The sequence below is a fragment of the Corynebacterium sp. ACRPF genome, from assembly GCF_022347395.1.
Taxonomy (GTDB): Bacteria; Actinomycetota; Actinomycetes; order Mycobacteriales; family Mycobacteriaceae; genus Corynebacterium; species Corynebacterium tuberculostearicum_D.
Window position 1 is genome coordinate 53,440 of record NZ_JAKRNB010000003.1, and the last position, 20,377, is coordinate 73,816.

Annotated in this window: 18 protein-coding genes; all 18 read right to left on the bottom strand. The window is 61.3% G+C overall.

All coding sequences use genetic code 11. The annotated features are described in order from the left end of the window. Positions 1–25: 25 nt before the first annotated feature. Complete coding sequence (gene ribH / locus MHX61_RS02020) at positions 26–505, bottom strand: 6,7-dimethyl-8-ribityllumazine synthase (RefSeq protein ID WP_049378203.1); 480 nt, start codon at positions 503–505, stop codon at positions 26–28. Between the two features lie 29 nt (positions 506–534). Beyond that, complete coding sequence (locus MHX61_RS02025; RefSeq protein ID WP_239191978.1) at positions 535–1,797, bottom strand: bifunctional 3,4-dihydroxy-2-butanone-4-phosphate synthase/GTP cyclohydrolase II; 1,263 nt, start codon at positions 1,795–1,797, stop codon at positions 535–537. Between the two features lie 11 nt (positions 1,798–1,808). Then, positions 1,809–2,423 (bottom strand): riboflavin synthase, encoded by a 615-nt coding sequence (locus MHX61_RS02030; RefSeq protein ID WP_239191981.1) that lies wholly within the window; start codon positions 2,421–2,423, stop codon positions 1,809–1,811. A 35-nt stretch (positions 2,424–2,458) separates the two neighbouring features. Then, on the bottom strand, positions 2,459–3,481 hold the full coding sequence (ribD, locus tag MHX61_RS02035) for a bifunctional diaminohydroxyphosphoribosylaminopyrimidine deaminase/5-amino-6-(5-phosphoribosylamino)uracil reductase RibD (protein WP_239191983.1): 1,023 nt from the start codon (positions 3,479–3,481) through the stop codon (positions 2,459–2,461). After that, positions 3,481–4,149 carry a ribulose-phosphate 3-epimerase gene (rpe, locus tag MHX61_RS02040; protein ID WP_239191985.1) on the bottom strand — a complete coding sequence of 223 codons (669 nt, stop codon included), beginning with the start codon at positions 4,147–4,149 and terminating at the stop codon, positions 3,481–3,483. The genes ribD and rpe overlap by 1 nt, the downstream gene beginning before the upstream one ends. 19 nt (positions 4,150–4,168) lie before the next feature. Next, a complete protein-coding gene (locus MHX61_RS02045; RefSeq protein WP_239191987.1) occupies positions 4,169–5,719 on the bottom strand; it encodes an RsmB/NOP family class I SAM-dependent RNA methyltransferase in 1,551 nt (516 codons plus the stop codon). Continuing rightward, complete coding sequence (gene fmt, locus MHX61_RS02050; protein ID WP_204608952.1) at positions 5,716–6,663, bottom strand: methionyl-tRNA formyltransferase; 948 nt, start codon at positions 6,661–6,663, stop codon at positions 5,716–5,718. Before fmt ends, MHX61_RS02045 begins: the two co-directional genes overlap by 4 nt. 76 nt (positions 6,664–6,739) lie before the next feature. Then, complete coding sequence (gene def, locus MHX61_RS02055) at positions 6,740–7,252, bottom strand: peptide deformylase (RefSeq protein ID WP_204608950.1); 513 nt, start codon at positions 7,250–7,252, stop codon at positions 6,740–6,742. A gap of 99 nt (positions 7,253–7,351) precedes the next feature. Further along, the gene (locus MHX61_RS02060; protein WP_239192007.1) at positions 7,352–9,391 is read right to left on the bottom strand and encodes a primosomal protein N'; all 2,040 of its coding nucleotides are present in this window, start codon (positions 9,389–9,391) and stop codon (positions 7,352–7,354) included. A gap of 11 nt (positions 9,392–9,402) precedes the next feature. Continuing rightward, the gene (gene metK / locus MHX61_RS02065) at positions 9,403–10,635 is read right to left on the bottom strand and encodes a methionine adenosyltransferase (protein ID WP_049360757.1); all 1,233 of its coding nucleotides are present in this window, start codon (positions 10,633–10,635) and stop codon (positions 9,403–9,405) included. A 109-nt stretch (positions 10,636–10,744) separates the two neighbouring features. Continuing rightward, complete coding sequence (gene coaBC / locus MHX61_RS02070) at positions 10,745–11,992, bottom strand: bifunctional phosphopantothenoylcysteine decarboxylase/phosphopantothenate--cysteine ligase CoaBC (protein ID WP_239192012.1); 1,248 nt, start codon at positions 11,990–11,992, stop codon at positions 10,745–10,747. 130 nt (positions 11,993–12,122) lie between these two features. Further along, positions 12,123–12,425, bottom strand: coding sequence for a DNA-directed RNA polymerase subunit omega (rpoZ, locus tag MHX61_RS02075; RefSeq protein WP_005324891.1), 303 nt, complete (start codon positions 12,423–12,425; stop codon positions 12,123–12,125). 40 nt (positions 12,426–12,465) lie between these two features. Continuing rightward, positions 12,466–13,035 carry a guanylate kinase gene (gmk, locus tag MHX61_RS02080; protein WP_005324892.1) on the bottom strand — a complete coding sequence of 190 codons (570 nt, stop codon included), beginning with the start codon at positions 13,033–13,035 and terminating at the stop codon, positions 12,466–12,468. Positions 13,036–13,043: 8 nt separating this feature from the next. After that, positions 13,044–13,364, bottom strand: a complete 321-nt coding sequence (gene mihF / locus MHX61_RS02085; RefSeq protein ID WP_005328460.1) for an integration host factor, actinobacterial type — start codon at positions 13,362–13,364, stop codon at positions 13,044–13,046. Positions 13,365–13,623: 259 nt separating this feature from the next. After that, positions 13,624–14,463, bottom strand: a complete 840-nt coding sequence (gene pyrF / locus MHX61_RS02090) for an orotidine-5'-phosphate decarboxylase (protein WP_005324894.1) — start codon at positions 14,461–14,463, stop codon at positions 13,624–13,626. After that, on the bottom strand, positions 14,447–17,788 hold the full coding sequence (gene carB / locus MHX61_RS02095) for a carbamoyl-phosphate synthase large subunit (protein ID WP_239192034.1): 3,342 nt from the start codon (positions 17,786–17,788) through the stop codon (positions 14,447–14,449). Before carB ends, pyrF begins: the two co-directional genes overlap by 17 nt. Before the next feature lie 25 nt (positions 17,789–17,813). Then, positions 17,814–18,995, bottom strand: a complete 1,182-nt coding sequence (gene carA, locus MHX61_RS02100; protein ID WP_239192195.1) for a glutamine-hydrolyzing carbamoyl-phosphate synthase small subunit — start codon at positions 18,993–18,995, stop codon at positions 17,814–17,816. Between the two features lie 23 nt (positions 18,996–19,018). Then, positions 19,019–20,356, bottom strand: coding sequence for a dihydroorotase (locus MHX61_RS02105; protein WP_239192038.1), 1,338 nt, complete (start codon positions 20,354–20,356; stop codon positions 19,019–19,021). Positions 20,357–20,377: the final 21 nt, after the last annotated feature.

Consider the following 20,377-nt stretch of genomic DNA (forward strand, 5'->3'; position numbering starts at 1 on the left):
TCGCGCGCTGACGCATTGCTAGAGGTTACTTCTGTGCTGCGTTTAGTGTACGCAACTGCAGCGCGGTATCTAAAGCCGCAATCATAGCTTCGGCACCCTTGTTTTCTACCGAATCTGCAAAACCGGCGCGGTCGATGGCTTGCTGCTGGTCGTTGACGGTCAGCACGCCGTTAGCTACCGGGGTAGATTCATCGAGGGAGATACGGGTCAGCGCCTGGGTGACGGAATCGCATACGTAGTCAAAGTGCGGGGTGCCGCCACGGATAACGCAACCTAGGGCCACCACGGCATCGTAGGAGCGGGCTGCGGCTTGGACCACAACGCCAAGTTCCAGGGCACCTACCACTCGGTATTCGGCAACCTCAGCTCCATTATCGGTAGCAGTCTGCACCGCCTGGGCATGGAGCTGGTCGCAGATTTCTGCGTTCCACGTAGCAGTAACCACAGCAACGCGCAGTCCACTGCCATCAACCTGGGCAATATCAGGCAGGCCTTCTTTACTCATCGCTATCCTTTCGATTGGACGTTAAAGCTTTACTTATGTTCGGCATCCCACTGGGCAACCTGCGGGAGGTCGTGGCCCATGCGGTCGCGTTTAGTACGCAAGTATTCAATATTATCCGCGTGGGCTGGGGTGGCCAGCGGCGTGTGGTGGCTGGCATCCACGCCAAATCCGCTCAGCCCTTCGCCCTTATGCGGATTATTGGTTAAAAGGTTCGCGGATTCTATGCCGAGATCGCGAAGGATCTGGCCGGCAACGGAATACTCGCGGGCGTCCTCGGGAAGCCCCTGCTCCAGGTTGGCATCGACGGTATCCATGCCCGAATCCTGCAGGCGGTACGCCTCCAACTTATGCAAAAGCCCGATGCCGCGTCCTTCCTGACCGCGCAGGTAGATGACCACGCCGCGGCCTTCCTGGCTGATAAGGCGCATGGATTCATGCAGTTGGGGCCCGCAATCGCAGCGCCGTGAACCAAAGGCATCACCGGTTAGGCATTCGGAATGGACGCGCACCATGACGTCGCGCGCGCCGCGCAGTTGGGCGGGATCCCCTGCGACCAATGCAACGTGTTCCTGTCCGTCTACCTCATGGCGGTAACCGATGGCGGTGAAGTGACCGTATTCGGTGGGTAACTCAGTGGCAACCTGGCGGGCGACCTGCGTTTCATTATGGTGGCGCCACTCGATGAGCTGCGCGATAGAGATCATGGAGAGCCCATGCGTATCGGCAAAGCGACGCAACTCTGGCGAGCGCGCCATATCCGTGGGGTCATCCTCGGAGACGATCTCGCACAGCACACCAGCCGGGCGCAGTCCCGCCAATCGGGCCAGATCAATGGAGGCCTCAGTATGGCCGTCACGCTCCAGTACGCCGCCCGGGCGAGCACACAGCGGCACCACGTGGCCTGGACGGGTGAACTCCCCTGGAGTGGTGCTGGGGTCTGCCAGGCGGCGGATGGTTTCTGCGCGCGAGGTGGCAGAAATACCGGTACTGCCCGTTGCTGCATCCACGGTCACCGTGTAGGCGGTGCCGCGTACATCTTGGTTGACCGCCAGCATCGGCGGTAGGTTCAACCGATTGCAATCGTCTGGCAATAAGGGTGCGCAGATATATCCAGAGGAATAGCGCACCATGAAAGCCACGAGTTCCGGGGTGGCTAGCTCCGCGGCGAAAATCAGATCGCCTTCATTTTCGCGATCCTCATCATCGATGACAACAACCGGCTTACCAGCGGCGATGTCCGCGATGGCCTGGTCGATGGAATCTAGACGGATGGAATTATCACTCGCGCTCATAAGGTAGCAGTCTAGTCCTTAGCCTCAGGGGGTTGAGCTTCGGGGTGAAGCATCTTTTCAACATACTTGGCCAGCACATCCACCTCGAGATTTACCTCTCCTCCCACCGGCAAGGCGCCATGAATAGTATCGCGCAAAGTGGTGGGGATAAGGGATACCTCGAACCAGTCTGGGCCCACGGCGCTCACGGTCAGCGAGGTGCCGCTCACGGCAATGGAGCCCTTTTCCACGACGTATCGGGAAAGCTCCGACGGCAAGCTAAACCGCAGCACATCCCAGTTCTCGGAACTAGTTCGGGTCTGCAGCGTAGCGGTACCGTCCACGTGGCCTTGCATAATGTGCCCGCCCAGCCGGGTGGTGGGAAGCAGTGCCGGTTCGACATTGACCGGATCGCCCTCGGCAAGGCGCCCCAGTGCGGTGCGGTCGAGGGACTCCTGCATCACATCCGCACAAAAAGTATCCGCCGACAGATCCGCCACGGTAAGGCATACGCCGTTAATGGCAATGGAATCACCCAGTGCGGCCCCCGCAACGGTACGCGGGGCACGAATGCTCAGGCGAAGCGCGTCTGCGTGCGGCTCCATTGCATCCACGGTGCCCAACTCTTGTACTAGCCCAGTAAACACTTCCAACCTTTCTCGCTCACTACTATGTCCAGCGTCTAGCGCACGTACTCAATAAGAACGTCGTCACCCAGCGCCTTCATTCCCACCCTGTGGAAACGGGTGGCCTCTGCCAGTGTCTGGGTCACGGGGTGCGCAAGCACGCCACGGCCCTCGCCCAGCAAAAGTGGCGCGATATAGGCCGAGATGGCATCTACCAAGTCAGCCTTGAGAAAGCTGCTGGCCAGGCCTGCGCCTCCTTCCACGAGGACGTCGCGGGCACCGGTGGCGTAGAGTTCGTAGAGAGCTTCTTCGATGCTGTCGTACTGCTCGTACCCCAACTCGCGCAGGTGGCTTGCTGCATCGCCTGCCGATTCCAAATCACGCTTGCCAATGACCACCCGGCGGGGCTGGTGCGCGCGCAAGCTGCCGTCGCTCAAGCGCGCGGTGAGCGAGGGATTATCAGCCAGCGCCGTGCCGGTACCTACCACGATGGCATCGCGGTGCGCCCTATCGGCATGCACCCAGTCGCGCGCTGCCTCGCCCGTAATCCATTGGCTGGTTCCATCGGCCGCGGCCGTGAAACCGTCCAGCGTTTGCGCGAACTTCAAGGTGACGTGGGGCCGTTGGGTGCGCACGGCGAATAGCCATGGCACCAAAGCATCCTCGACGTGCGGGGGCTTTTCTAGCTTGGCGACGTCCACTCCAGCCTCCGCCAACACTTCTGCGCCACCCGCAGCCTGCGGGGTGGGATCGGCGTGGAGGTAGTACACGCGGGCCACGCCGGCATCGATAAGCGCCTGCGCGCAGGGACCCGTGCGGCCGGTATGCGCGCAGGGTTCCAAGGTGACCACGGCCGTGGCGCCGCGCGCCTTATCTCCGGCCTCCTGCAACGCCATGACCTCGGCATGCGCGCCTCCCACGGGCTGGGTGGCGCCGACGCCCACAATTTCCCCAGCTGGGGACACAATGACCGCGCCTACCGGTGGGTTAGGGCTCGTGGTTCCACGGACTTCAGCACCCGCGGCCATTGCGCGCAATAGCGCTGCGGAGATGTTGCGGTCTTGTAGCTCCGCACTCATTAGGCACCGGCCGCCAGATCACGCAGCTGCTTCACGATGCCGGCTGGGTCGTCCGCCTTGAATACGGCTGAGCCTGCCACGAAAGCGTCGCAGCCGGCCTCGGCGGCTGCCTCGATGGTCTCTGGTGAAATGCCGCCATCGATCTCGATGATGGTGTCAAGGCCCTGCTCGTCAATGCTGCGGCGCAGCTTATGGACCTTCTCTAGCATCTCCGGCATGAACTTTTGCCCGCCGAAGCCAGGCTCCACAGACATCACGAGCACCTCATCGAAATGGTGCAGCTTATCCAACCACGGCTCGATGGCGGTGCCTGGCTTGATGGAAAAGGCCGCACGCACGCCCAAATCGCGGATGCGCTGGGCCAAGTCCACTGCCGCCTGGTCATCGGCGACGGCCTCCACGTGGAAGATAATCGTATGCGCGCCCGCCTTGGCATAGGTCTCAACCCACTTTTCGGGTTCCTCAATCATGAGGTGGACATCTAGTGGCTTATCGGTGCTGCTATGGACCGTGGCCGTGATATCTGGGCCGAAAGACAGGTTGGGCACAAAGTGCCCATCCATAATGTCCACATGGACCCAGTCTGCGGTATCAATCGCCGCTAGCTCCTCGCCCAAGCGAGAAAAATCAGCGGCCAGGATGGAAGGGGAAATAATCGGTGCGGACATGCCCACCAGTCTATCGCGATTAATCGGCTGCGCGGCGAAGGGCTGCAAAGAACATGGCGTCGGTACCGTGGCGATGCGGCCACATCTGCACGGATTTCTCGTGGCCTACATCGCCCATATCAGGAATGAGAGCATGTGCGTCGAGTTCTTCGGCGCCGAGTTCGCGCACGGCGCGGTCAACTATGCCTCGGGTTTCGCGCAGATCTGGCGAACACGTGGAGTAGATGACCACGCCACCTGGGCGCACCAGGTGTAATGCGGAAGACAAGAGCTCGAATTGCAGCTGGTTAAGCTCGGTGATGTCAGACTCGGCCTTGCGCCACCGCGCCTCGGGGCGGCGACGGAGCGCGCCGAGGCCGGAACAGGGGGCATCGACAAGCACGCGGTCAAAGCCCTCTCCCACGCCGGGATTGCGGCCATCTGCCACATGAACGTCCACGGGCAAATCGCTCACCGTCTTTTCAATCAGCGCCGCTCGGTGCGGGGATACCTCCACTGCATCAACGTGCGCGGAGTCGATGCGGGCAAGCGCACCCATGAGGGCCGCCTTACCGCCGGGACCGGCGCAGAGATCGAGCCACCGGCCGGTGTCCTCGCCCTCGAGGGTTGCCTCGCATACCGCCCGGGCAATCAGCTGCGAGCCCTCGTCCTGCACGGCCGCCAATCCTTGGCGCACGGGTTCCAATTGGCCGGGGTCACCGGAGTCCATGTACACCGCATAAGGGGAATAACGCCCCTCCTCATTGCCGGTCATCAGGGCCAATTCCTCGGCCGAGATTTCACCTGGGCGCGCCACTAGATGCACCGAAGGTCGATCTGAATCCGCCGCCAGGGCAGCCTCCAACTCCCCTAGGCCCAACACGCGGCTAAACGACTCCGCAATCCAGGTCGGGTGGGCATGCTTAAAGGCGATGCCGGCGATTTCCCCCTGCGGGGCGAGCTTGTCCAGCCAGGCCTTAGCTGGCGTCCGGGTAATGGTGCGCATGATGCCGTTAGCAAAGCCCTTGGCCTTGACTTCACCGGCGGCTTCTACCAAACGGACGGTGGTATCAACCGCCGCGTGTGGCTCCACGCGGGTATAAAGAACTTGATAGGCGCCCAGGCGCAAGGCATCAACCACGGCTGGGGAAATGGCCTCGAGGCCGCGCGAAGAACACTCTGCGATGACGGCATCAACTACGCCAAGGGTGCGCAGCGTGCCGTAGGTGATTTCGGTGGCGAAGGCGGCATCGCGCCCCTTGAGCTTTTGTTTGCGCAGCGCCTTGGGCAAAATGAGGTTGGCGAAGGCATCATCATCGCTTACCCTGCGCACCACGTCGAAGGCGACCGAACGCGGCGCATCCACGCCCGCGGCCAGCGCGGCCTGAATCAGACCGCCTTCCTGGCGCTTGCCGGGACGCTGGCCCTTAGCAGCCTGCCGGCCCCTATGCTGCCCACCGCGGCTGCCACGCTGCTGCCGTTGCGGGCGGCCATCTCGGCCCTTCGCACCAGCGGATTTGTGGGAGTCCTTCGGCTTGCCCGCCGGGGACTTATCCCCGGACTTGCTGCGGGAACGGAAACCACCACTCATTGAAACTTCACCTCGGCATCCTTGCCTAGTCCGCGGGCCCAATCGGCCGCATTCATCATCTTCTTTCCCGGAGGCTGGATTCTACCCAGCTGGACTGGCTGCGTACCGGTACCGATGAATACGGCATTCTTAGCAATGTACAGCTGCCCTGGTTCTAGTTCCTGTGGAACCGCCGCCTCTTCTATGAGGCTGACCGGTCCAATCTTCACGCGGGCCTCGTCCCACATCGTCCATGCACCCGGCCCAGGCGTGTATGCGCGAATGTGCCGATCGATGGCAAAGTCCGGTTGGGTCCACTCCACGCGGGCCTGCGCGGTAGAGATTTTCGGCGCATAGGTAGCCTCCCCCTGCTGCGGTTGCGCCTCCAGCTGCCCCGCCGCTAAGCCATCCATGGTGGCCACGAGCAAATCGCCGCCGGAATAGGCAAGACGCGTCAACAGGTCATCGGCAGTATCGGTGCCTTTAATCTCCTCCGTCACGGTGCCGAGCACTGGGCCGGTATCAAGGCCCTCCTCAATGCGGAAGGTGGATGCGCCGGTCACGTCATCGCCTGCAGCAATGGCAGCCTGCACTGGTGCAGCACCGCGCCATGCCGGAAGCAAGGAAAAGTGCAGGTTTACCCAGCCATGCTTCGGTAGTTCCAGCAAGTCCTTGGTCACCAGATTGCCGTAGGCCACCACCGGAATCGCCTCTGGTTGCAAATCCTTTAAGCGGGCACGCAGCGCCTGCCCATCCTCCGAGTCAGGGCGCAGGGTGGTCGGGGTCAATACTTCGATGCCATGTTCTTGGGCGAGCGCCTTCACTGGGCTCGGGTGAAGAGTGCGACCGCGGCCCTTCCTCGCGTCTGGGCGAGTGATTACCGCCACCACCTCGTGCGACGAGGCAAGCAGCTTTTCCAAGGCTACAACGGCTGGCTCAGGGGTACCGGCAAAAATGATCCGCATGCGGGGAAACTCTCCTCTTAATGTCGTTCAAAATACTAGGCTACAACGCCGCAACTCTGCCGCCACAGCGAGTGGGCTACGAGGCGTTAAACCACTCGGATTCACGGATGGCGCGCATGGCCTCCTTGCGCACTGGCGCCTCTAGGCGTTGTAGGAAGAGCACCCCATCGAGGTGGTCGGTCTCATGCTGGATGCACCGAGCCATCAGTCCTGAGGCCACCATGGACACAGGGCGCCCCTCAATATCCTGTCCGGACACAAAGACCTGGTTAAACCGCGTGGTTTCCGCGCTAATTCCCGGAATGGATAGACAGCCTTCCGGGCCTGTTTGCTGCTGCTCTCCCACCGGAGTCCAGATCGGGTTAACAATCGCCCCGCGCAGCCCAGATTGGGTGTGCGAGCAGTCATAGACGAAGATGCGCTGCAAAATCCCCACCTGATTAGCCGCGAGCCCTACTCCCCCGGCGTTATCCATGGTCTCGAGCATATCGCTCGCCAGAGCACGCAGACCGGCATCAAATTTACTAATTTCCTCCGCGCGGCTGCCCAAGACTGGGTCGCCGTAGATACGCAGCTCTCGAAGGGACATGGCAATCACACCTTTCTCATGGCACCGAGACCAAGCCGGCCGGCGGTGGCGGCTTCCTCCGTCGAGATTAGCGCATGAGCGCCTATGACCCCGATATGGCTAACCCACGTGGATAGGGTCAACCACAATGCGCAAAGGCAGCTCATCCTTGCGGGCGCTGCGCGCGGCGTTGGCGCTGCGCAATGCCCGCCCCAATTGGGAACGCGGCCCCAGCGGGGTGCGCACGACCAACCGCTGGGGTGGGCCAAAGCGCTGGCTATCGTAGTCACCAGGCAGGCTTTGCCCCGGCGGAAGGGGAACTGGTCCTAAAACCTCCGCGTGGTCTGGAAGATCCACAAGCTCGGCAAAGCCATCCAAGGATGCATCCGCACCGTCGATGGCAGCAAAATGCACCGCGGGTGGGAAGCGCACTTCGCGCCGGGCAGCAAGCTCTGCGGCGGCCGCGCCCACCATATCCCAGCGTAGGAAATGCTGGACTACGGTGAGCGAGTCATCGGCCGCCAGGATTACTCGACCACCCTTGAAATGCGGCTGCACCAAGGTAGCCGCCTGCGCCCACTTCGCTAGGGTATCCTCCGTGGCGCGCAGGTCTTGCCGGTTGAGCAATGCTCCGGCATCCAAGAGCAACGCCGCGCCATAGGCTCCATCGTTTACTTTCGGTTCGGCGCCAGGGGTGGCAATGACCAGCGCCGGCGCATTATCCACCGCATCGAGCACCTTGTTTCCGCCCGAGACCACCACCCGCGTATTGGGAAAGGCCCGGCCCATTTCTTCCGCAGTGCGCTCCGAGCCCAACACGATGGCCCGCAGGCGCGGAGACCCGCATTCGGTGCACCGATGCCGTGCCTCGATTCGGCCACACCAGCGGCAGGTAGGCATTCCCGCCTCTTCCGAGCCCGCGCTTGCCGACGCCCCCTTGGGCGGCAGCCCCAACGGCCCATTGCAATGCCGGCAGCGAGCCGGCGCTCGGCACTGGCCACAGGCCAAAATGGGTGCATACCCCTTGCGCGGTACCTGCACCAGCACCGGCTCTCCCCTATCCAGCGCCTGGTGGGCAGCTTGGAAGGCCTGTGCTTGCACTTTTGTGGTACCGCCCTGGAGGTCGCGCGCGATAGAAAGACCGAACGACCCCACCGCCTCGATAGCCGGGCAACGCGCCGTTATGGTTTGCTCTTTGGCCACCACGTCGTGCGCCCATCCTGATTCCACGAGGAGCTGTGTCTCCGCTGTTCGCGAATGGTTGGCCAAAACCATGCTGCAGCCTTCGAAGGCTGAGCGGGTGGTGAGTACTTCCCTCGCATGGACATAGGGCTTGAGGTTGTCGACCAAATTATCATTGCCATCATCGAGGATCACCGCCAATTGCAAGTCTTTGACCGGGGCAAAGGCGGCGGACCTGGTGCCAATAACCACGCGGGCTTGGCCCACAAGCGCGGAGAGATAACGGCGATAGCGCGCCTGCGGGCCCATGCTATTAGTCAGCACCGTTATCTGCTTTGCCCCAAGTACCTGACGAAGCGCGGCGTCTAAAGCATCGACGCTCTTCTGGTCCGGGGCGACGAGGAGAACTCCGCCACCGCCAAGCGCCACTTTGGCAGCGAGTGCAGCCAGCGCGTGTGCCCAATCATCGCCCGGGGCGATTTGCCAGGCAGCACGGGCGAGCTTGCCGGTCAGAATCGAATCTACGAAAGCCTCGCCATGCTGGTACGCCGACCATCCTGATAGGTCGGGCTCGCTCGTGGTGCCAAGCTCCTCCCACGGGGTCTCTAAATCGGATTCTTCCGCCTTGGCGTGCCGCGGCGGGATAGCGGAGCGAATAATGTCGGAGCGCACGCCGCCGTAGCGGTCTGCCAGGGCGTCGACAAGCCGGGCCAGCTGCGGCGGATAAACCTGGAAGGGTGAGATAATGCGCTCGATAAAGCGCAGGTTGCCGCCAAATTCAGAATCATGCCGGCGTTCTAAAACAATCGCGTCCACCAAGCGCCCGTTGAAGCGGATGCGCACCTTCATCCCCGGTTGGACTTCCTCCGAGTCTGCCTCTTCGACGAGGTAATCAAATCCTCGGTCTAGGTGCGCAACCCCCAAAAGAGGCAACACCCGCGCAACCGGCTTCCGGGTGGCGGGTGTTTTCTTAGGCATAGGCCTCGATTCTACAGACCAGCGGCAGCACGCAATGCTTCCACTCGGTTCAACTGCTCCCACGGCAGCTCAACGTCGGTGCGGCCAAAGTGGCCGTAGGCCGCAGTTTGCGCATAGATGGGGCGCAATAGGTCGAGTTCGCGGATGATAGCGGCCGGGCGCAGGTCAAATACCTGATTTACCGCAGCCTGGATATTCGCATCGCTCAGGCCTTCCTTGGCGGTACCGAAGGTCTCTACGTACAGACCCACCGGCTTGGCGCGGCCGATTGCATAAGCCACCTGAACTTCAGCGCGATCTGCCAAGCCCGCAGCCACGATATTCTTAGCCACCCAGCGCATGGCATAAGCCGCGGAACGGTCCACCTTGCTCGGGTCCTTGCCAGAGAACGCGCCGCCGCCGTGGCGAGCCATGCCGCCGTAGGTATCGACGATGATCTTGCGGCCGGTAAGTCCGGCATCGCCCATCGGTCCACCAAGAATGAAGGAACCGGAAGGGTTGACCAACAAGGTCGTGTCTTCGGTGTAGTACTTCTCCAAGCCGGCGTCCTTGATAACCCATTCAAGGACCTCACTGCGCAAGGGGCCTTCCAACCAAGCGCTATCAACCTCGGCATCGTGCTGCGTGGAAATCACCACGGTATCCAGGTGGGACGGCTCATTGTCGTCGGTGTAGGCAAAGGTCACCTGGGTCTTGCCATCCGGGCGGAGGTGATCGACGATTCCATCCTTACGTACCTGCGTCAGGCGGCGGGACAGGCGATGCGCCAAAGCGATGGGCAGTGGCATGTACTCAGCGGTCTCATTAGAGGCATAGCCGAACATCAGACCCTGGTCGCCGGCACCTGCGGTATCGTTTTCGGCGTCATAATCCTCGTCATGGGCGCGGGCTTCAGTGGAGTTGTCCACTCCGGCGCCAATTTCCTGGGACTGCTCGCCAATGGCAATATTCACGCCACAGGTGTTGCCATCAAAGCCGACTTCCGAAGAAGTAAAGCCGATGGACTTAAGGGTGTCGCGCACCAGCGCCGGGATTTCTACGTATGCCTCGGTGCGAACCTCGCCCACCACGTGGACCTGGCCGGTGGTTACCAACGTCTCAACGGCGACGCGGGATGCTGGATCCTTTTCCAGCAGGGCATCAAGGATGGCGTCAGAAATGGCGTCACAAATCTTATCGGGATGGCCTTCTGTCACGGACTCGCTGGTAAAAAGACGAGTTGCCACTGCAGCGTTATCAGTCACAAAAACTTCCTTTGTTCTCACTGTTGATTCGATGCTGTGGGTTTTCTACGCCCAAGCCTAATACCTCGCAATCCTAGACCAAGCGGTCTATAAATGCAATTTTAGTTGTCTACACCTGAAACATTTCATTCACGGCCAAAAGAATCTGAGCGGCGACAACCTGCTTCGAGCCATGCTCCACGCGTTGCGGCGCACAATCCGGACGCAAAATCCATCCCTCATTGGACTTTTGACCAAAGGTCTTTCCGCGCCCGACCTCATTGGCCATGAGCACATCGCAGCCTTTACGCGCAAACTTTTCCTGGGCATAGTCCAAGGCGGACTTCTGGGCATCGCCGGTTTCGGCGGCGAACCCCACAATTACGCACTCGGCAGGGACCTCCGAGCGCTCGCGCGCAGCGACGAGCCCTTTGAGCACATCCGGGTTTTCCACCAGATGGAGCGTCGAGAGTGCATCGTCTGCCTGGCCCTTCTTCATCTTTGATTCGGCGACCTCCGCGGGACGGAAGTCAGAGACTGCAGCGGCCATGATCACCACGTCCGCATCGCGGGACTCCTCGCGCATGGCATCCTCCAACTCACGGGTGGAGACAATGTGCCGTAGCTTCGCGCCGCTTGGCACAGGAAGCTGGGCGGTATTACCCGCAACGAGGGTGACCTCGGCCCCCATCTGGGCGGCCCATTCCGCGAGTGCAAATCCCTGCCTGCCGGAAGATCGATTGCCCAAGTATCGGACCGGGTCCAGCTCTTCCTGGGTACCGCCGGCCGATATGACGACCTTCTTGCCCTGCCAGGTGTGCTGGATTCGGTAGCCTGCCAGTTCAGTACGGACAATCTCCGCAATCTGTTCCGGCTCCGGCAAACGACCCGGGCCAGAATCTTTGCCGGTTAGGCGGCCGTGGGCGGGCTCGATGACGGTGATACCGCGACGTCGCAAAGTAGCCACGTTGTCCTGCGTAGCAGGGTTATGCCACATCTCAGTGTGCATGGCCGGGGCCACAATAACCGGGCACGTCGCGACCAATACGGTGGCCGTGAGCAAATCGTCTGCACGGCCTGCAGCCAAGCGCGCGATAAGATCCGCGGTGGCGGGCGCAATGACCACTGCATCCGCATGCTGGCCTACGTTGACGTGCTGCACCTCATCTACGGACTCAAACACGCTAGTGGTAACTGGGTGGCCGGATAGGGCCTCAAACGTAGCCGCGCCCACGAAGTTCAGTGCACTTTCCGTGGGGACAACGCGGACATCATCGCCCGCTTCCTTGAGATTGCGCACGAGGTGGCACGCCTTGTAGGCAGCGATGCCACCTGCGACGCCCAGAACAATATTGCGAGAGGTATCTTTATCAGTCACACCGCACGATGGTACCTGCCGACATAGAGAAAGGCCCCACCCGCCGCGACCAAGAGGTGCACCCCCAATTCGGAGATACACGTCTGTGGCGGCGCGTGGAGCCTTAAAGCTATTACACGCTTAGTGCTAGCTACTTGCCTTCCTCGTGGTCAAGCAGGCCAGCATCAATCTCGCGCAATGCGATGGACAAAGGCTTTTCGCCTGGCTCTGGGGTAACCAGCGGGCCTACGAACTCGAAGACACCTTCATCCTGCTCTTGGTAGTAGCTATTGATCTGACGTGCGCGCTTAGCGGCAAAGATGACCAAAGCGTACTTAGAGGAAACCTTGTCCAAAAGCTCATCGATCGGGGGATCAGTAATGCCGATCGGATCATCAAATACTGGTTCCGCCTTTGCGGCTTCAGTGTTAGAAGGGGTGGTCACGTTAGTCACATGCACCTTTACATTGATTGAAGATGGTCAAAAAGGAGGTCTATGCCCGCAGGATATCACTAATGGCAGATACTGCCTCGTCCAGATCCTCGTTCACAACGACGTGATCGAACTCGTCCTGTGCGGCTAGTTCCTCATGCGCAGTTTGCAACCTACGGTCAATGACGTCTTGCGGCTCGGTACCGCGGCCGGTGAGCCGCTCCACAAGTACCTCCCATGACGGGGGCGCCAAAAAGACCAGGTCTGCCTCCGGCAGCGCTTTCTTAACACTCCGGGCACCCGCGAGATCCACCTCAACGAGTACCGGGCGGCCAGCGGCCAAAGCTTCCTCTACCGGCTGGGCGGGCGTTCCAGAGCGCTGCAATCCGCCGTGGATATCAGCCCATTCGAGCATCTCCCCGGCATCAATTCGCTCCTGGAAGGTTTCTGGGGTGACGAAGAAATAATCGACACCGTCCTGCTCCCCGGGGCGGGGCTGGCGCGTGGTCATAGACACGCTGAAGTACAGCCCCTCGACGTCACTGCGCAGACGCGAAACTACGGTGGATTTTCCCACTGCGGAAGGCCCCGCCAGAACGACGAGGCGCCCGCGTGCAGTTGCGTCAGCCATGGTTGTGACTATTCGCCGTAACCGAAACGCTCGAGGAGAGCACGACGCTGACGCTCACCCAGGCCGCGCAGACGACGGGTCTGAGCAATCTCCAGATCCTCCATGATTTCCTTAGCCTTGACCTTGCCAACCTTCGGCAGAGCCTCGAGGAGCGCAGAAACCTTGGTCTTGCCGATGATCTCATCGGTCTCAGCCTTTTCGAGCACGTCCTTCAGGTCGGTCTCGCCGCGCTTGAGCGCAGCCTTGAGCTCGGCGCGAGCCTTGCGGGCCTCAGCGGCCTTTGCGAGAGCTTCCTTGCGCTGCTCATCAGTCAACTTTGGAAGGGCCACGGGTTTCCTCCGATTCATTAGATTGATTCTGTTACGTCTAGTACTTGGTACCAGATTACGGTTGCCTAACGCAGTTAATACACCGCGGAAAGTTATTAATAACCTTCGAGCAAACCGACTTCTGGTAATCCTAGCACTGCTCATTGAACGGTGACGATTAGCGGGTCCAAAAGCACGCCTATTTTAGCACGTCACCGCACATACCTTAAACAAAGTACCAGGTAAACGGCGCGGCTGTTAATCAGCCACGCCGCCCCTTTTAGTCCCGGAACTCCGCTGCCACCTGAGCAACTGCTTTGCGCAGGTCAGCGATGTCAGGACCTTGCTCCAGCACTGCTCGGGACACATTGGCGAATCCCAGCGATGGTCGAGCAGAAACAATGCCGTGCACCTGCTCTGGGCCGGCGCCCTGGGCACCGACGCCTGGCAGAAGAACTGGGCCATTGAGCGCATCGAGGCGCGGCGGATTGTCCAACGTAGCGCCGACGACTACGCCGACATCGCCAGGCTTGCCCGCCTTGTGCGCCTCGACATTGAACGCGGCGCACTCATCGACGACGCCCTGGGCGATAGTGCTCTCCTCGCCCACCGGGACCGACTGGATGGCACGCGCCTCCGGATTGGATGTAGCCGCCAGGACGAATACACCGCGGCCAGTTTCTTCAGCCTTGGTGAATACCGGCCCCAGGGCGCCAACGCCTAGATAGGGCGACACGGTCACAGAGTCCGCGCGCAGCAGCGAGCTATCGCCGAGCCATGCGTCTGCGTAGCCGGCCATGGTGGAGCCAATATCGCCGCGCTTGGCATCGGCAACAGTCAGGCACCCCGCTTCCCGCAGGGCAGCCAAGACGTCTTCGAGGACCGCAAAGCCCTGGGAGCCAAAGCGCTCAAAGAAAGCAACCTGTGGCTTTACCAAGGCGGCGGTATCGCTAAAGGCTTCAACGCAGCGCAGGCTAAAGGTCCGCAGACCGTCAGCGGTGGGCTCCAGCCCCCACTTGTCCAAGAGATACGGATGGGGGTCGATGCCAACGCACAGGCGCCCGCGTTCCTGGCCGGCTTCTTCTAGGCGCTCGCCAAATCCTTTAGTGCTGTGGGCCATGCTCAAGCTCCTGGAGTGCGCGTACCTGCAGGTTGCCAATGCGCATCGCTTCGATGCCCTGGACAGCCGCGGTTACACCCTGCACGGTGGTCACCAGCGGGATTTCCATGTGCACGGCGGCGGCGCGGATATCGTAGCCGTCGTGGCGGGCACCGGCGGAGCCGGCCGGGGTATTGAGAATCCAGTCGATCTCGCCGTTGAAAATCTTATCCACGATGGACTCTTCGCCTTCCTTGGCCTCAGAGACCTTGGCGGCAACCTCGCACTCGATACCGTTGCGGCGCAGCATCTGGGCGGTGCCGGCGGTAGCGACGATGTTGTAGCCCATGTGGGCCAAGCGCTGGATCGGGAAGATCAGCGTACGCTTGTCGCGGTTGGCCACAGATACGAAGATAGTGCCCTCCGTGGGCGGAACGGCGAAGGCAGCAATTTCGCCCTTGGCGTAGGCCGCACCGAAGTTGGTAGCCAAGCCCATAACCTCACCGGTGGACTTCATCTCTGGCGAGAGCAGCGTATCGAGCAGGCTGCCATCGGTTCGGCGGAAGCGGTTGAATGGCAAGACTGCTTCCTTGACGGCAATCGGGTGCTCGAGTGGCAAAGAACCACCGTCGTATTCGGAAGGAATCATGCCCTCGGCGCGCAAGTCCGCAATGCTAGAGCCCATCATAACGCGAGAAGCCGCCTTAGCCAGTGGTACTCCGGTGGCCTTGGAGACGAACGGCACGGTACGGGAAGCACGTGGGTTGGTCTCAATGACGTAGAGGATGTCATCCTTCAAGGCGAACTGGACGTTCATCAGGCCCTTGACGCCAATGCCCTCGGCGAGCAAGCGGGTGGACGTGCGGACCTTTTCAATGTCCTCTGGTCCGAGCGTCATCGGTGGCAGCGCACAGGAGGAGTCACCGGAGTGAATGCCGGCCTCCTCAATGTGCTCCATGACGCCACCCAGGTAGACCTCGTTGCCGTCGCACAGGGCATCCACGTCAATCTCGATGGCGGAATCCAGGAAGCGGTCCACCAGAACCGGGTGGTCCGGAGACAGCTCGGTGGCACGCTCGATGTAGTCTTCCAGCGCCTTTTCGTCGTAGACGATTTCCATACCGCGGCCGCCCAGCACGTAGGACGGACGAACCAGCACTGGGTAACCGATGGAGGAAGCAACCTCGCGGGCCTCCGCGAAGGAGGTGGCGGTGCCGTACTCCGGAGCTGCCAATTCTGCCTCATCGAGGACCTTGCCGAATTCGCCGCGGTCCTCGGCGGAATCGATTGCTGCAGGGCTGGTGCCCACAACAGGAACGCCTGCCTCCTCCAGGCGGGCAGCGAGGCCCAGCGGAGTCTGGCCACCTAGCTGGACAATCACACCGGCAACGTCACCGGAAGCGGCCTCCGCGTGGTAGACCTCCATAACGTCCTCGAAGGTCAGCGGCTCGAAGTAGAGGCGGTCTGCGGTGTCATAGTCGGTGGAGACGGTCTCCGGGTTGCAGTTGACCATGACGGTCTCATAGCCCTGCTCCGAAAGCTCAAGGGCCGCGTGAACACAGGAGTAGTCAAACTCGATACCTTGACCAATGCGGTTCGGTCCGGAGCCCAAAATGATGACCTTGCCCTTGGAGCCTTCCGGTGCCGGGCGGACCTCGGTCTCGGCATCCGGGTCGAGCTCATAGGAGCTGTAGTGGTACGGGGTCTGGGCCTCGAACTCGCCGGCACAGGTATCTACCGTCTTGTACACGGGGCGGATGCCCATGCGCCAGCGCAGGCTGCGGACGCCATCCTCGCCGTTGAATTCTGGGCGAAGGGCGGCAATCTGGGCGTCGGAAAGCCCAAAGACCTTGGCCTCGCGCAGCAGCTCCTCGGTGAGCACTGGGGCGTCGATAAGCTCCTGGCGGAAGGCCACCAACGTGGCCAGCTCAGCGATGAACCAGGGGTCAACGCCGGAAGCCTCGTGGACCTCGTCGACAGAAGCGCCAAGGCGAAGGGCCAGCTCGATGTCGTACATGCGGCCCTCGGTCGGGCGCTCCAGATCCTTGAGCACGGCCTGCAGGTCAGCAGCGCGCTCGCCCGCGAAGTACTCATCCGGCTTGGTCCAGAAGCCATTGGGCTTGTTCTCCAAAGAACGCATGACCTTGTTCAGGCCCGCGATGTAGTTACGGCCGATGCCCATGGCCTCGCCCACGGACTTCATGGTGGTAGTCAAGGTGTCATCGGCACCCGGGAACTTCTCAAAAGCAAAGCGTGGGGCCTTGACAATAACGTAGTCCAGGGTCGGCTCGAAGGCCGCCTTGGTCTCGCCGGTGATGTCGTTTTGAACCTCGTCCAAGGTGTAGCCAATGGCGAGCTTGGCCGCCAGCTTAGCAATCGGGAAACCGGTGGCCTTGGATGCCAGCGCGGAGGAACGGGACACGCGCGGGTTCATCTCGATGACGATGATGCGGCCGTTTTCCGGGTTGACCGCGAACTGGATATTGCAGCCGCCAGTATCGACGCCGACCTCGCGGATGATGGCAATGCCCAAGTCACGCATCTTCTGGAACTCACGGTCAGTAAGCGTCAGCGCTGGGGCGACGGTGACGGAATCGCCGGTGTGCACGCCCAGGGCATCGACGTTTTCGATGGAGGCAACAACCACGACGTTGTCATCGCCATCGCGCATAAGCTCGAGCTCGTATTCCTTCCAGCCCAGGATGGATTCCTCAATGAGCACGTTGGCCTCAGGGGATGCAGCCAAGCCGCCGCCGGCGATGCGGTCCAAGTCCTCATTATTGAAGGCCAGACCGGAGCCCAAACCACCCATGGTGAAGGAAGGACGGACAACGACGGGCAGGCCGAGCTTGTCGACGGTCTCGTGGACCTCATCCATGTTGTGGCACACGGCGGAGCGGGCGGACTCGCCGCCGATGGAGGCGACGATGTCCTTGAACTTCTGGCGGTCCTCGCCGCGCTCGATGGCGTCAATATCGGCGCCGATGAGCTCGATGCCGTACTTGTCCAGAATTCCTTGGCGGTCAAGCTGAACTGCGGCGTTCAACGCGGTCTGGCCGCCCAGGGTAGCCAGCACGGCGTCGATGGGGTTGCCCTCTTCGCGTTCCTTGACCAGAATCTTTTCGATGTATTCCGGCTCGATAGGCTCCACGTAGGTGTGATCCGCAAACTCAGGGTCGGTCATGATGGTGGCCGGGTTGGAGTTGACCAGCGTTACGCGCAGGCCCTCCTCCTTGAGCACGCGGCAGGCCTGGGTGCCGGAGTAGTCGAACTCGCAAGCCTGGCCGATGACGATCGGGCCGGAGCCGATGACCAGGACGTGGTTGATGTCGTTGCGCTTTGGCATAGTTATTCTTCCTTTTCCTGGTTGTCTATTTATTTGGGGTGTGGTTAGCCATCAGTTCTTCAAACTGATCGAATAGCGGGTTGGCATCGTGCGGGCCAGCAGCGGATTCCGGGTGGTACTGCACGGAGTAGGCCATGCCGTTGCGCAATGCCACGCCCTCGACGGTGTCGTCGTTCAGGCAGATGTGGGTAACCTGCGCGGGGCCGAAATCGGTGGCGAACTCGGCGTCGTTGCTGTTGAGGTCATAGCCTTCCGGCGCCTTCAGCGCGAAGCCGTGGTTCTGGGAGGTGATATCAATCTTGCCGGTCACGTTATTGCGCACCGGCACGTTGATGCCACGGTGGCCGAACTTCATCTTGTAGGTGTCTAGGCCAAGCGCGCGGCCCAGGAGCTGGTTGCCAAAGCAGATGCCGAAGAACGGAATCTTGGCTTCGAGCACCTGCTTGATGATGCCCACCATTTCGTCGGCGGTAGCCGGGTCGCCCGGGCCGTTGGAGACGAAGACGCCATCCGGGTTATAGGACTTCACCTTGTCAAAAGAGGTATTTGCGGGCACGACGACGGTTTCGATGCCGCGCTGGGAAAAGTGGCGCGGGGTTGCGGTTTTAACGCCCATGTCGAAGGCAACGACGGTGTACTTCTTCTCCCCTACGGCCTCAACCGTGTACGGCTCGTCGGTAGATACCTCCGCAGCGAGATCGGCGCCTTCCATAGAGTCCTGGGACTTAACTTCCTTGAGCAACTCCTCGACCGGGCGCTTTGCATCTTCGCCGGAGAACAGGCCGGCAGCAATGGAGCCGTAGTTGCGCAGGTGGCGAACCAAGGTGCGGGTATCAATGCCGCGGATGCCAATGACACCCTGCTTTTCCATCTCTTCGCTCAGGCTGCGCTCTGCGCGCCAGTTGGATACGCGCTGCGCGAGGTCGCGGATGACGAGGCCCGCAACCCAGATGTGGTTGCCGTGGGACTCATTGTCCTCGTCGTTCCAACCGGTATTGCCAATGTGCGGCGCTGCGGAAACCACGATCTGGCGGTGGTAAGACGGGTCCGTCATGGTCTCCTGGTAGCCGGTCATCGCCGTGGTGAATACGGCCTCGCCCAAGGTGGTGCCGGTGGCGCCAAAGCCATAACCGCGGAAGGTACGCCCGTCCGCGAGAACGAGGATTGCTGGGGTTCTATCAGTCACGTCGTGGCCTTTCTCTGCCATATAGGTGGTCTCAGTGTGCAAGGTTAGTCTTCTTCGGAGGCTGCCAAGTCAAAAGTGACGGCACCTCGCAAAATGGTGTGGGTAACGCGGGCGCCAAATTCTTCGCCAGCGTACGGGTTGTTTTCGGACTTGGAGGCCAGCTTGGCGGAATCAGAAACCCAGTGGTGGTCTGGGTCCACGATGGTCAAGTTAGCTGGCTCGCCCTCCGCGATGGGGCGGCCATGGCCCGGCAGGCGGGTGATTTCTGCGGGGCGCTCGGACATCACGCGGGCGACAAAGCGCCAATCGGCCAGGCCGGTCTCGACGAAAATCTTGGCGATGACAGCCAAGGAAGATTCCAGTCCCAACATGCCAGGGCGGGCGTTTTCAAACTCCACGCACTTGTCTTCGGAGCCGTGCGGGGCGTGGTCGGTGGCAACGCAGTCGATGGTGCCGTTGAGCAGCGCCTCGCGCAGCGCCTCGGTATCGCGCTGTTCGCGCAGCGGCGGGTTGACGCGGAAGAGACCATCGTAGGTGCGCAGCTTGTCATCGGTCATCAATAGGTGGTGCGGGGTTACCTCGGCGGTGAGAGGAATATCCTGCTCCTTCGCCCACTTCAGCAGCTCCACGGTGCCCTGGGTCGAGGCGTGGCAGATGTGCACGCGGTTGCCGTAGTCGCGCGCCAATAGGGCGTCGCGGGCCACGATGGATTCCTCGGCCACGCGCGGCCAGCCGCGCAGGCCGAGCCTGGCCGCGGTCTCGCCTTCATGGGCGGAAGCGCCGCCGGTCATGCGATCATCCTCGGCGTGCTGCGCAAGCAGAACGTCCATGCCCTTGGCGTATTCCAGAGCACGACGCATTAGCTGCGGATCCTGGACGCACTTGCCGTCATCGGAGAACATACGCACCTTGGCGTCCGAGCGGGCCATCATGCCGAACTCAGTGAGGGTCTTGCCTTCCAGGCCCTTGGTAATGGAGCCCACCGGGTGGACATCGCACAGCGCCAGTGCTTGGGACTTGGCCCATACGGACTCAGCGATGATCGGCTGGTCGGTCACCGGGTTGGTATTAGCCATGGTGAACACTGCGGTGAAACCGCCCTTGGCGGCAGCCTTGGAGCCGGTCTCGATGGTCTCGGTATCTTCGCGGCCGGGCTCGCGCAGGTGCACGTGCATATCCACTAGGCCTGGCAAGAGCACGTTGCCCTGGCCGTCGATAACCTGTGCATCCTCGGCTTCTGCCGTGGCGCCGATGGCAGCGATGATGCCGTCCTTGACCACGACATCGGTGGGCTCGCCTTCGCCGTACAGGCGCACATTCTTAATCACAAGTGGGGTTTCCGCCGGCGCGGAAAGGCGACCGGTTTCCGGGTAAGTAGTCATTGTCTCTCCCTAAATTTGAGT

What these genes read in the sequence shown, in the direction of transcription:
- carB (WP_239192034.1), bottom strand. Translation starts at nt 17,788, where the DNA reads ATGCCAAAGCGCAACGACATCAACCACGTCCTGGTCATCGGCTCCGGC.
- carA (WP_239192195.1), bottom strand. Translation starts at nt 18,995, where the DNA reads ATGGCAGAGAAAGGCCACGACGTGACTGATAGAACCCCAGCAATCCTC.
- def (WP_204608950.1), bottom strand. Translation starts at nt 7,252, where the DNA reads ATGTCCCTTCGAGAGCTGCGTATCTACGGCGACCCAGTCTTGGGCAGC.
- fmt (WP_204608952.1), bottom strand. Translation starts at nt 6,663, where the DNA reads ATGCGGATCATTTTTGCCGGTACCCCTGAGCCAGCCGTTGTAGCCTTG.
- MHX61_RS02105 (WP_239192038.1), bottom strand. Translation starts at nt 20,356, where the DNA reads ATGACTACTTACCCGGAAACCGGTCGCCTTTCCGCGCCGGCGGAAACC.
- rpe (WP_239191985.1), bottom strand. Translation starts at nt 4,149, where the DNA reads ATGTCCGCACCGATTATTTCCCCTTCCATCCTGGCCGCTGATTTTTCT.
- gmk (WP_005324892.1), bottom strand. Translation starts at nt 13,035, where the DNA reads ATGGCTGACGCAACTGCACGCGGGCGCCTCGTCGTTCTGGCGGGGCCT.
- pyrF (WP_005324894.1), bottom strand. Translation starts at nt 14,463, where the DNA reads ATGGCCCACAGCACTAAAGGATTTGGCGAGCGCCTAGAAGAAGCCGGC.
- ribH (WP_049378203.1), bottom strand. Translation starts at nt 505, where the DNA reads ATGAGTAAAGAAGGCCTGCCTGATATTGCCCAGGTTGATGGCAGTGGA.
- MHX61_RS02045 (WP_239191987.1), bottom strand. Translation starts at nt 5,719, where the DNA reads ATGAGTGGTGGTTTCCGTTCCCGCAGCAAGTCCGGGGATAAGTCCCCG.
- MHX61_RS02025 (WP_239191978.1), bottom strand. Translation starts at nt 1,797, where the DNA reads ATGAGCGCGAGTGATAATTCCATCCGTCTAGATTCCATCGACCAGGCC.
- ribD (WP_239191983.1), bottom strand. Translation starts at nt 3,481, where the DNA reads ATGAGTGCGGAGCTACAAGACCGCAACATCTCCGCAGCGCTATTGCGC.
- MHX61_RS02060 (WP_239192007.1), bottom strand. Translation starts at nt 9,391, where the DNA reads ATGCCTAAGAAAACACCCGCCACCCGGAAGCCGGTTGCGCGGGTGTTG.